A 13,087-nucleotide genomic window follows, 5' to 3' on the forward strand; every position below is an offset into this window, starting at 1 on the left:
AAAAGATAATTGTCTTTTATATGCCATTCTTAAATTATAGACACAACTCCCCAATGTCAGGGTCTTGTTAACTTTGTGATAATTGCAGACGCAGCTGATTGGCGTCATTATCAAGCTGGGCAATTGTCATGGAATCGAGGTTTAAAGCTGCAGCTAAGTCGCTTAAGTAACGACGTTCCATGTCGTTATCAGCAACAATGGCAGTAGCTGAAAGTCTGTAAATATCAAATGCCTGCTGCTGATTTGAAACCTTGGAAGCTAATGCCTTAGGATCAAGCGGTGCATTTAAGAACTGGCTGATAGTGGCATTGAAGTTTGAATCTGGGCTTACAGTTTGAGCAGTCTTTAAGATCATCTCTTGCTCTTGACGATCGATATGACCATCAGCACGAGCAGCAAAGATCATGGCCTGTAAAATGAGCTTGCCGGCATCATCATTTGGCAGAGCTAATGGCTGGTTTTGCTGTGCAGCATTGTAAGCGGCAAAAGGATCATCAGATGGAGCGCTCTGACCATAACCGCCTTGAGCACCATAGCTACCTTGTGGAGCGCCATAACCGCCTTGAGGGGCACCGTAAGTTCCTTGTGGAGTGCCATAACCACCTTGAGGGGCTCCATAGCCACCCTGAGGTACATTGGCAGCCTGATCTTGGGCCTTGCGGCTATTAGACCAGTTATCGTACATCTTGTAAGCAAGGGCTGCTAAAGCTGCTGAACCACCAACTACGGCAACATTCTTAGCGGCTTTTTTAACACCCTTTGAACCACCAAACAGAGCGCCTACTAAGCCGCCTACGCCTGCAGCGCCAAGCATGCCAGCACCTGATGGGATATTTGATGGAATATTCTTACCAACGGTATCTTTTAACTTGCCGAAAAGGTCGCTCATAGTCACTCCGTATGCGTGGTGATACTTAAACCAAATAGCGACGAAGTATCGAAACAGGAAAAAGGCTTCGTCGCCCTGTGTGAACTTATTATTTCTTAACTAGCTTAGGGAAAACTTAGAAAGCACACAAAAATCCGACATTTGCTTAAAAATTATCAAAAGTGTGACCATCGACATTTATTTACAAAGATCACAGAGTCTCATGCAATTAAGAGCTAGCTGAACAAGATGCTGCTTATTGCAACGAGCGATGCGGTAGATGAAGTAAAAGAATGCTAGACACAATTACTTAGGCACATAAACATCGTTGAACAGATGAATGGCAAGCCATGATGGGTAGGCGAGCAAAGAAAGAGAGGGAAAATGTAAACTTTGCAGATATAGGAAGGTTGCAAGAAAGGCGAGGGCCACTCTTAAGCAAGTTAAGAGTGACCCAAAAAAAGAGTGCGCATGTGAGATGACATGGTGCGCTAAAAGAGCGTCTTTTTGTTAGATGGTGGAAGCAAAGAGCTCTTGAAGCTTAGCTGCTGCAACTTCCTCATCCTCACCTTCGATGGTGACGGTAACTTCCCAGCCGCAACGAATACCTAAGCCCATGAGCGCAAAGATACCGCCCTTTAAATCGGCAGTCTTGCCATGGGCGTCGATGGTGATCTTGCTCTTGAAGGACTTAGCTTCTTTAATCAGTGCACCAGCTGGGCGTGCATGAATGCCGTCACGATCTTTGATGGTATAGGTAAATTGTTGCATCTTGAGTCCTAAATGAAACTACGAAAGATTAGCCTGCGCCATTTCTAGAGCGATAAGCACTAGAGCATGTGAACACAAACATAAGTAAGAGAGTGCTCATTAATTTGGCATGTATAAGTAATATGTAGTCACTTACAGTAAACAAAGCAAGTTATGGTCAGTTAAGTTGTTAGCTACAACACATAACTGCTTGTACAATACAATTAAGTTGGCGCAAAAGTTCAAGACTTGCCTACGAAGGCACAAGTCATTGGATTAAATCTTTTATTTTACCATGCAAGAGCACATTACAAGCTAACTGTGCATAAACAGCCTCAAAAATCGCATCTAAATGAGATTTACATAGGATGGTTGTTTAGGCCACTTAGCCTGCACTAGAAGCGTCACGCTGCACTACTTAACGTTTGTCGTCTAAAGAGAACCATTAATCAGGAGAGCTAGATTGGGACACATGTTATACCATGAGGACAAAGACGATCCTATTAATGGGGATAGCGAGGTTAAGGGAATTGACCTTAACGAAGTACTTGATCTTAATGCACCGTACAGTTTTGTCTTTAGGATGGGATCAGATTCATTTAAAGATGAGGGCATCTTTAAAGGAGACTTTCTGGTGATACGTCGAGACATTATTGCTGAGCCTGGACAAATAGTAGCGGTGAAGGTGAATGGCAAGTTTTCCTTGCGTAAGTTTGCCTTTTTTGAAGATGCATTGCTTAAGCATGAACAGGGCTTGAATAACTACGTTAGCTACTTTGATGATGGCAGGCCAAACTTTGAGATTTTTGGGGTAGTCAGTAGTGTCTTTAGAAAGACCTTACACAAACAGCATCTAAGCAAGCCTTCAGACAAACTAGCCTAGGCCTCTGAAGCCTGACATTTGCAATTTACTCTACATTTATTGCCGCAAGTGCCAATAAGCGTTGGTCGTTGTGATGGCTGTGATCTTAAGATCCTATATGCCTATGATCTTAGGACGTCGCTTGTTCTTATATTCACTTTAGGCTGTGATCTTTGTGCCTTATATGCAGCTAGTATCAGCGGAGCTTTTGCGTCTATTTAAGCAAGAGCGCCGCAGCTGAGTTATTTGCATCTTAGTTTTAGTGATGGCTTTGCAAACAATGGTGGTGATCTTGTGATCGCATGGTATAGACAGGTATAAATTAGTGTGATCTTGTGATCTGTAACTCACTCATAATCATTATTTCGGTATTCTTTTAGCATAATAAGCTGTAAATCAACAGATAAGGCCTTGTTTTGACTTTCTCTCAGTGGCAAGCAAGAGTGTATCTAGTGATGGTTAAAACGATCTAATATGGATCACGTTGGACTTAGCTAGCAACTATGATTGTCCATGCCTTTAAAGCTATTTTGCACTCATGTGGTGCAAAAATGATGGCGGTATTGAATAGTCAGTGATTTTGTAGATTCAAAATATACAATTAACTTTACACTTTTTCTAGTTAAGAGCATAGTGTAGTGTTGACTCAACAAATTCAATAATGTTTTTAGCAGTTTGTTGAGTCTTGTTGTTCACGTGGATCCAATGTAAAGGACTAATTGCTATGCTTGTTTAAGCGACTTTTTGACTCATATGGATATACTTGTTTTGAGACATAGAGCAAGCTTGTTACTAAGGTGGAGTGGCTGCAAATTTGTTCATTGGGTTGATTAGGTTACGTTGTATCAAGAGCTATATTGCGATGTTTGACGTGTAAACTAGATTGAAGTTGTGATGTAGCTTGTATTATAAGTTACTAAAGTTCGCTAAAATCCATACCCTAGTCAGTCTATATAACTGGCAGAATATGCGCTTACTGTTGTACACTAAACATCCATTGTTAGTATAAATGTAAGTTTAGGTAAAACGTTCCTACATGCTTATGCCTGAAGTTGCAGTTTTGCTTTTACTCATGATTTATTCTTGCAATAGTACGTTAAGTTGAGTAATACAAAGCTAGATAGGTATTATCCAAGTTAACCGTTATCCGTAGCTTTTTTAGCTATTACGTGAAGTGTATGAGAGTTTTTATAACCATACTATGCGATGATAATGTCTATTGTGTCCAAATATTTAAGCATTCAAGTGTAGATGATTTATATATTGCTTGATATTTAGATGTGCCATATATGGTTATTTGAATGCATGAGATTACTGTCTCGTGCTATTAGTTTGTAACAGACATAAGTATCAAACGGGTGCTGTTTCTTTTTTAGATTCAGTATTTTTCGTTCTTTGAGGAGCTTTTCTTATGTTCAAGAGCCTGAGCATAAAAGGTAAGATGCTATCGGGATTCGGCTTTGTGATTTTGATCGCGTTAACCGTGGCTAGCATTGCTGTTTTCTCAATTATGAGTGCTTCTAGAGTAGGTAACGACGTTCGTGTCTTAGTAACTAAAGACATCGCCGCTATCTTCGATGTGCATAAGTCATACAATTCCGTTCACCGCTGGTTACACATTTTACAGGCTAACCCAGATGCCAAGATGGTTTCTGAAGGTTTTGATTATGTTAAGAGCCTCGATCGTGTTATTGATACTCTGCCAACCCACAAGTATGTTGATCTGACTAACGATACTCGTCAGTCATTACGTACTTTAGTTGATGTGCTGCAAAACAGCAGTTTCAAGACTTTAGTAATGGAGGGCCAATATAAAGAGGCCGATAAAGTCTTCTTAGTTGAAGTTTTACCTTCACTGTCAGCTTCTAATACCAATCTTTCTAAGCTCATCTACAGCTATACCAATGATGTAAACCACATGGTAGTAGAGCTTGATATGACTGAGTATTTGTACATCACTCTCGTAGTTGCAATTGGCGGTACCATTCTGGCTCTGTTCATTGCCTATGTGCTGTACAGCTACATCGTTGAAAGCACCTTGGGCATTAAAGACGCTGCAGAGCGTATTAAGAGCGGTAATTTCAAGATCAAGTTTGACGAGAGCAAGTTACACAAGGATGAAATCGGTGCCATCTTTGCCACATTTAAAGAGACTGCTTTCACTTTAAATCGCGCTATTGCTCGTACCATTGCTATTTCTGATGCTTTAAGAACTAGCGCACAGACCTTAAACACTGCTTCTGTTGCCGTTATTTCTGGTGCTAAGGAATCAGAGAGTCGTGCTCTTACTGTTGCAGCAGCATCTGATGAAATGGTATCTACCACTGCTGACATCGCTAAGAACTGTCACAACGCTCAGAGCACCTCAGAGGTTGCACGTGTTGAGACTAACAACGGTGTAGATAAGGTTAGAGCCACTGTTACCCGTATTAAGGAGCAGGCTGAGACCTCTCGTGAGGACGCTTCTAAGGTTATTCGCCTTGCAGAGCAGTCACAGAAGATTGGTTCTATCGTTGGTACCATTGAGGATATTGCCGCTCAGACTAACTTACTTGCACTGAACGCTGCTATTGAGGCTGCTCGTGCTGGTGAGGCAGGTCGTGGCTTTGCCGTGGTTGCTGACGAAGTTCGTGCACTGGCATCTCGTACCGCTGCATCTACTAAAGAAATTATTGCAATGGTTGCTGGTGTTAAGGCTGACTCCGAGCAGGCTACCTCATCTATGAACGAGTCTGTTGAGCAGATGAACTCTGTTGCAGAGGAAGCCTCTGACTTAGAGAATACTCTGTCTAACATTCGTGATGCTGTTAATAACGCAAACGATCAGATTATTCAGATTTCTACTGCAGCTGAAGAGCAGATTAACGCTACTAGCGAAATCTCTAACAACATGCAGGGTATCTCTGAGATGGCTCAGCAGTCTGTAGACGTGGCCTCTAATGCAGCTAACGTTGCTGATTACTGTACCAACCTCATTAATGGTCTGCTTGAAGAGCTCGACTTCTTCACTATTGACGAGTCTCAGATTGACAAGCGTGACTTAAACTTCAAGCGTATTGATGCTGACGTTGCCAAGGCGATTGAAAAGTCTGCAGCCCAAGCTCAAGAGAACTTAGATAACTTAACTAACGTGAAATCTTAAATCAGGCAAGGCATAGCAACAGCTATGTTCTTAGCTCCTCAGCCTGATAAAGCTAGTTAGATTATTAAAAGGCCTTCCAGATGCACTTTTGGAAGGCCTTTTGGCTTTTATACAAGACAAAAATTCAAGCCACTTATTTAGCTGCTCGATGATTAGTGCACTAAGTTCAGCTCTATTTAGCTATTTAGTTATTGCAATGTAAGCTGCTCTGATATGTAGATGTTTATACAGATGGTTCGCACATAGACGGTGGACATCTAAGACACATAAATGCACAAATAAAAGTGAACTCCATCAAAGGATATGCCCTGCAAACTCTATTAATCTGTAATGGGCAGGTAGATATAACGCCTATATTGTATGAGGCTGCTTATCATTCTTAAGAAGTATAAAGGTGGCAATGTACACAAACATTGGGTATTGAAAGCAGCACTCATTTATACAGTATTGACAGTTGGGTGTGCTAAATTATGTTTAATAATATGGGGCGGGATGGTGTCTACTAGTTTACTAGTCGGCAAGAAAGTGAAGAATGTCAATGCTTATCTAGATATCAACTGCTCGATCAAATATGCATGGTAAACATTAACTTTTAACTAAGTTACTAATAAGTAAAGGTTGTATCTAGGTTTGCATATCTTGCTGTAAGCTCTGAAAGTTTTCTTGTATATGCACATTTAATGTGCGCTGCGTAAATTTATCAAAAAATTTGATAGAACTCACACCAAAAAAATAAAGCCACTCAAACTTGTCTTAGTTAGACAATCAAAATCTTTAACTTAAAAATGAGCAAGCCACTCCGATCCCGAAAAAATGCGGGCAGTACAAGCTTTTAGTTAAAGTGTTGATTATTTGTTATCAAAATTTGGCAGTCATCTTAGTGGGTTATTTAGATATTAATGGCACTGTTTGATATGCAAAATGCAACAAAACGCAAGAAAAATTTACTAGAAATCGTGATAGGATTTGTGTGTAGGCGTTGATAACCATAACGTTATCGATGTTTTGCCATGAAAGAAGATACGATGATTTAATAAGTCATCCTTTGATCCTTTCAAGCTTTGTTGTCTACATAAGGCACCTTGAATCAATCAAACATTTTTCTATTAAAGTACATATCAACTATGGTTGAGTTTGAGTTGCTGCTGTGAAGTTGCGCTTTATTATGTGCTAATAGGAAACCTGATTGTGTACTTCATGGTCTGTCAAACGTGAAGATGACCTTAGTATTTTTTTAATTGCAGCTGAATGCTTAGGTCTTTAGTTCATCCTCGAGTGTGGAGACAATCCAGGATGACTATCACATGAAGGTATAGTAGGTCGTGGCTACCTATGATCTTCAGGTTCTAATCTGAAGAGCGCCTACGACGGGGAGAAGAGGCGTAGTTGTACTTTTCCTAAGTATAGTACGATGAAGCTTCACATTATCTGGGGTCTTTACTCGTACATTCTGATAGAGTTTTACTCTGTTAGTGTGTAAGACAGGATACGTTCATGCTGAAAGATTTAAGTCTTAAAGGAAAGCTTTACATAGGATTCTCTTTAGTAATCCTGTTATCGGTAGTTATTGCAGTTATTGCCCTGTACGCAATGATCAAGACTACAAACCAGGAAAAAGAAGTTTTCCATATGGTTAATGATGGTATGGCAGGTACTTATGAAGTTTATAAGAAGTACAATGCTGTACACAGCTGGCTGCACAAACTGCAGGTTGAGTCTAATCCTCAAATCGTCAATGACGGTATCAGAGCTGTTAAAGAGCTCAAAGAGGCAAATCCTCATCTTTGTTTAGATATTGAGCCAGAGTTGGCGGCTAAGACTCTTAGGAGCATGGAGGCCTTAGTTGGCTCATTAGAAAACTCTAAGTTCGAAAGACAGCTTCTTGCCGGTCAGTATGAAGAGGCTCAAGTAACTTTCCTGTCTGACATTCTGCCTTACTCATCTGCAGCTAACGCTAACGTCGCAGCACTGGTAGTATCCTACACTAAGTACATTGCAACTGAGCTTGCTGAGCTTGATTTAGACCATCTGATTTATATAACTGCTATCATTACTCTCTTAGTGGTAATAAGCTCCATTGCGATTGCTAGCTCTATTTATCTGTACATCTCCAACAGCACTGCGGAAATCGTTCGTGTCGCAAAACTGCTTGAGAACGGTGACTTTAGACTTAATGTTGATGTAAGTAAGGTTCACAACGACGAAATTGGTCGCATCATCAAGTCATTTGACAAGATGGCTGGTACCTTAAACCATATCGTTGCAAGAACTATTGCTGTTTCCAAGCACCTGGAGAGTCAGTCAGATCTCTTAAATGAATCCTCATCTGCAATTAACACTGGCGCATCTTCAGCTGAGTCACAGTCTATTGCGATTGCAGCTGCAGCTGATGAGTTAGTATCTACCACTGGTAACATTGCTAAGAACTGTTTACGTGCACAAGAGACCTCCACTGACGCAAGCAAAATTACCGTTACTGGTATGGAAAAGGTTCGTGCAACTGTAAATCATATTAAAGAGATGGCTTCTTTCACTCGCAACGATGCTGATAAGGTTAACCGTCTTGCCGACCAGTCTCAGAAGATTGGCTCTATTGTTAGCACCATTGATGACATTGCTGCTCAAACCAACTTACTGGCACTCAACGCTGCTATTGAGGCTGCTCGTGCTGGCGAGGCTGGTCGTGGCTTTGCTGTGGTTGCTGATGAAGTTCGTGCTCTTGCCTCCCGTACCTCTGAGTCCACCAAAGAAATTTCAGCCATGGTGCTGTCGATTCAGAATGACTCTCAGGCAGCTACTGACTCCATGCATAACTCTGTTGACCAGATTGAACTTATGGCCAGCAATGCAGGTGAGCTTGAGTCTACCTTAGGCGAGATTGCTGATTCTGTACGTGATGTAAACAATCAGATTATCGAAATTGCTGATGCTGCAAACCAGCAAACTCAGGCAACTGCTGAAATTTCAGGCAACTTACAACACATCTCTGAGATGGCTCAGCAGTCAGTGGATGTATCCGGTAATGCAGCCGACGTTTCATCTTACTGTGTATCCTTAATCCAGTCCCTGTTAAATGAGCTGCAGTTCTTCCAATTAGATGAAAAACGCATCGATCCAAAAGACCTCGACGTAGCTCGTCACTCCGTTGGTGATGTAGGCAGCGCAAAGCACTAACCGTTTTAAAATACTCCATAATCTAAAGGGCTCAGCTGACTTTTGTCATCTGGGCCCTTTATTTTTATAGCCACTCAAACTACCACACGCAGCTGACTATAATGCCAGAATGCAGCCACTTAACTCACCTTCATCTACATGAGCCTAAAACCTCTATACTATGGCCTTTTAGGATTTAGATTGCATACATGAGTATGGTGCTTGACAGTGGGTATATACTAGAGATTTGTGTCACATACTTAATCCTTATGCTTATTTACCAAGTCGATAAGGACAGTTTAGGGAAATTATATGAAGTTAGCTGTTTACGGTTACGATACTATTGTCGGTAAGTTAGTTTTAGAAGAACTCGAGCAAGGCAAAATCGTTATCGAAGAATTCTTTCCGCTAAGCCCGCTGTCTGCAGAGTACGATGCTGTGCCTCTGTCTGGTAAGAACTACAAGATTGAGTGCGTCGACGAGTTTGATTTTGCTAAAGCGGATGCAGTGCTGTTTTTATCCACCAAGGATGAGTCAGAGCGACTTATTCCAAAAGCCCAAGCTGCTAATTGTGTGGTAATTGATAACAGCCATCTATTCTCTGGTGCTAAGGGCATACCTTCAATCGTTAAGGACATCAATCCAGAGAAGATTGTTGAAGTTAGAGCTAAGAAGCTTGCAACTGTTCCTCTTGCCCTTACCTCTCAGATTGTATTAGCTCTAAATCCACTGCACGACGAGTTTGGTGTGCGTAAGGCTGCGATTACAGCATTAGTTTCAGTATCAGAGCATGGTGAGCTTGGTACTCAAACTCTAGCCTCTGAGACCACACGTCTTTTAAACGGTATGTCTGTTGACGTAACCGATTTTCCTGCACAACTTGCTTTCAATCTCCACACTCGTGTAGGCGATATTAATGAAGAAGGTTCAAGCTTACTTGAAGATGAAGTGAAGAAGGAAGTCTTTGAGGTGATTGACCCTTTTAAAGACGGCATGTCACTTACCTGCATTCAGGTACCAACATTCTACGGCCACACCTTATCTGTGCATGTTGAGCTTGAGTATGATGGTTCTGTAGATGAGTTTAAAGAGGCACTGCGTAAGGCTCCTCACTTAGTCTTAGAAGAGGATATGGAAGAGACGACTCTTGTAACTCCAGTTACTTGTGCAGAGCTTGATAAGGCAGTCTATATTTCACGCGTGCGTAAGCAAGGTCGCGCTTCATTCGACTTTACTGCAGTTATGGATAACACTGCAGTTGGCGAGGCCGCTGCAGCTTTAGATATCCTTAAGATGCTTGCTTAAAACGGCTTATTTACAACAAAGGCAATTAATACACTGCTGCACATGACAATGTACTTAGCATATACATGCTTATGCGTAGCAGTTTTAAACTGTAAGCACCCATCAGTTGCAATTATAGAAGCTAGCTCAGCTTATTGAGATTAAGTAGATTGATTGTGTTGAGTATATAGAGCTTCGTTAGCACATGAGGTCAAAGACATAGCATATAAGCCATTGCAGCTAGATACATTTTGTTTGCATTGACATGCATGTGCAAATAAATGCGATAAATAGGCGGATTTGCTGTAAATAATCGTCTTTAAGTAGCCAAAATTACTGATGCACCTATAGTGCACTTATTGCAAATACTTTGGGCTTAGTCACGTTAGGATCACTAATATCAACCAAATTGGCCCTAAGTTAAGGCAAAACATATAGAATAGAAAACTGCACATGTTACAAATGTATAATCAAAGCTTGTGCGGTATGGATTAGCGCCTGTTGGAGGTTACATTCAATAACGTTTAGTTATCCTGTGACTTTCAATTGGACTAGTCTTAATTGCTGCATTGCAGCAAGATAGTGAATGGCATTTTTATCTTTTGATGAAAGTACGTCTATTACTATCAGCGGCAGGTGCCGTCGCTAGGAGAGAGTTAAGTTCATAATTGAGGCCCGTAGAGTACGTGTATCAACTTATGCCACCTTTCTTCTAACTGTCAGCATCTTGCACATAGTTAAGAACTTTGTTGTTCTTAAACCAGCTTTGTAAGGTACTCTGTATCCTTAGATGGTTTGGCAGTCTCTTATTGATCACAACACTAAGTTTTTGCTTGGTTTTGCTTTTCTTTAAGTGTTTTCAACAACAGCATATACAAGTGCTAAGCGGTAGTATTTGTATATGCTGTTAGCAATTAAGTAACCGCGCAAACTATTGTCCTGTAAAGGATCGCGTATAGTTTGCACGATATTTGCAAGAGTAATGAGAGTTTTGCTTGTCAGTTAATTGGCAACTCATCACTTTAATGCGAATTTTGGTGGTATATATGAGCTTTTATAAGCATTTATTAACATTGGTGGCCGCGCTTACGTTAGCGGTTACTTCCCATGTTTATGCTGAAGAAGAGTTTTCTATCAGTATTACAGGTCCAGAAGAGGAAGCTGCTCCAGCACCTGCTCCTCGACAGGTCCGTCCTGTTCGTCCTGCTCAGCCAGTTGCAGTTGCTCCTGCTCCTGTACAGACACAGGCCCCAGCAGCTACTCAAACTGCAGCTCCGGCAGCACCTGTAACTGCCACCGCTCCAGTGGGCGCACCAGTGGGCGCAGAGCCTTATCAGGCACAGCATACTGTTGGCGCTCGTGAGTCTATTTGGTCAATTGCACACCGCTACTCAGCTCCTTACAACAATGTAAATGAGTTCCAGGCTGTTGCATCCATCTATCGTAATAATCAAAACTCATTTGAGAATGGCAATGTAAATCAGATCCGTCGTGGCTCTGTACTTAATATTCCTGCAGCCTCTCAAATGGCTTTAGAGCAGACCCAAACTGGTTCTGATCTGCTGAGCAATGGTACTACCACCTTACCTCCGCTTAATGCAGCTCCTACCCAGATGACTGCCCAGAACAATGCAGCTCCTGGCTCTGTTACCGCTCAGAATGCCTCATCTCCAATTGGATCAGCTAACGACATGAACGTGCCTAGCTTTGTTGCACGTGAGACCATGTTACGCGACATCGATCCTAAGTTAACCTATGAAAATGAGGGTACTGATAATCCTGATAAGGAAATCCTCACTGATGAGCAATTAGCTGCTGACAATGCAAAGCGTACTCAGGAGAACGTACCTGAGATTAGCCGCAGCTCATTAGACTTAAAGGCAATCGAAAGCCTGCTTGATAGAACCGAGCGCAACATTCAAACCGCTCAGAAGGACGTTTATCGTCGCTTAGATGAGAACATCAAGCGTTCTGCTCAGGTTGCTAAGGACACTGCAACTGTAACTGCTAAAGAAGAAGTTGGTGAGTTAATCAACCACTACGAGCAAGTTATCTCTGAACTGCAGCAGTCTAACAACGACTTACGTTCATCTTTATCTAAGATCAACAAGCAAGTTGAACAGATTCGTGGTATCCAGATGGAAACTGCTGATTCTGTTGCTATGCTCGACCGCCGTGTAGGCACTCAGCCTGTAACTGCTCTCGATAGTGCACCAGTAGCCTCAGGTCACTCAGCATTTGAGTCAGGTCCAGTTATCTGGATTTTACTTGTCGCTGGTGTAATGGCTCTGCTCTTATCAATCGGCCTGTTTATCTTCAAGTCACGTGCACGTAAGCAGCATGATTTAGTATCAACCTTCGATGATGACGATGGCGGCTTCATTGATGATGATGATATGGAAATCTCATCATTACTCGCCTCAACTCCAATCATGGAGGACGCTGCAAGTAAGAAGGGCGCTCAAGCATCATCTTCAGCAGCTAACAAGCGTGCTGCTGCTCCAGAGCCTGCACCAATTGATGATGGTCCAATGATGGACGACGGCCCAATGATGGATAACGGTCCAATGGACGGCGGCTTTGGCGGTTTCGACGGTGAAAGCTCACACGCAGGAGGCGGTGAGGACTTCCACGATGAAATCGTTATGCCCAGCGCAGCCCCGGTAGCAGCCGCTAAAAAAGCAGCTGTTGGGGCGGGTGCAGTAGGTGCAGCTGCCGCAGCAATGGCAGCATCTCCTGATGAAGCAGCTGCCCAGGAAGCCTGGGATAGTGCAGCAACAAATGCTTCAGCATCAACCTTAGGTAAGAGCGCAAGCAACGCAGCCATGAATGACTGGTCTAATTCTTTAGATCAGAACGAGGCAGGCGCATCACAGATCGACACCGGCGGTGACTTCGGCGGTGGTGATGCTGGTGGCTTCGGCGATGCAGGCGGCTTTGGCGACGCGGGCGGTGACGCCGGTGGCTTTGGTGACGCAGGCGGCGATGCCGGTGGCTTCGGTGATGCTGGCGGTGATGCCGGTGGCTT

At 42.5% G+C, this 13,087-nt stretch carries 7 protein-coding genes; 5 read left to right on the forward strand and 2 right to left on the reverse strand.

From position 1 onward, the window contains the following. Window positions 1-67: 67 nt before the first annotated feature. Both RDO37_RS05045 and RDO37_RS05050 read right to left on the reverse strand, forming a co-directional pair. Entirely contained in the window at window positions 68-889 is an 822-nt protein-coding gene (locus tag RDO37_RS05045; RefSeq protein WP_308498333.1) for a DUF533 domain-containing protein, read from the reverse strand. A 489-nt stretch (window positions 890-1,378) separates the two neighbouring features. Continuing rightward, window positions 1,379-1,639 (reverse strand): HPr family phosphocarrier protein, encoded by a 261-nt coding sequence (locus tag RDO37_RS05050; RefSeq protein ID WP_027940231.1) that lies wholly within the window; start codon window positions 1,637-1,639, stop codon window positions 1,379-1,381. A 451-nt stretch (window positions 1,640-2,090) separates the two neighbouring features. On the opposite strand from RDO37_RS05050, the gene RDO37_RS05055 reads away from it, so the two are divergent. The 5 genes from RDO37_RS05055 to RDO37_RS05075 all read left to right on the forward strand — a co-directional run. Then, a complete protein-coding gene (locus RDO37_RS05055; protein ID WP_308498338.1) occupies window positions 2,091-2,501 on the forward strand; it encodes a S24 family peptidase in 411 nt (136 codons plus the stop codon). A 1,390-nt stretch (window positions 2,502-3,891) separates the two neighbouring features. Continuing rightward, window positions 3,892-5,622 (forward strand): methyl-accepting chemotaxis protein, encoded by a 1,731-nt coding sequence (locus RDO37_RS05060; RefSeq protein ID WP_308498334.1) that lies wholly within the window; start codon window positions 3,892-3,894, stop codon window positions 5,620-5,622. A 1,494-nt stretch (window positions 5,623-7,116) separates the two neighbouring features. Continuing rightward, on the forward strand, window positions 7,117-8,796 hold the full coding sequence (locus tag RDO37_RS05065; RefSeq protein ID WP_308498335.1) for a HAMP domain-containing methyl-accepting chemotaxis protein: 1,680 nt from the start codon (window positions 7,117-7,119) through the stop codon (window positions 8,794-8,796). Between the two features lie 291 nt (window positions 8,797-9,087). Next, on the forward strand, window positions 9,088-10,080 hold the full coding sequence (locus RDO37_RS05070; RefSeq protein ID WP_308498336.1) for an Asd/ArgC dimerization domain-containing protein: 993 nt from the start codon (window positions 9,088-9,090) through the stop codon (window positions 10,078-10,080). Between the two features lie 1,025 nt (window positions 10,081-11,105). Then, on the forward strand, window positions 11,106-13,087 hold a 1,982-nt coding region (locus RDO37_RS05075; RefSeq protein WP_308498337.1), incomplete at its 3' end, for a FimV/HubP family polar landmark protein.

The organism is uncultured Anaerobiospirillum sp. (assembly GCF_902485895.1).
In the GTDB taxonomy this organism is placed as follows: domain Bacteria; phylum Pseudomonadota; class Gammaproteobacteria; order Enterobacterales; family Succinivibrionaceae; genus Anaerobiospirillum; species Anaerobiospirillum succiniciproducens.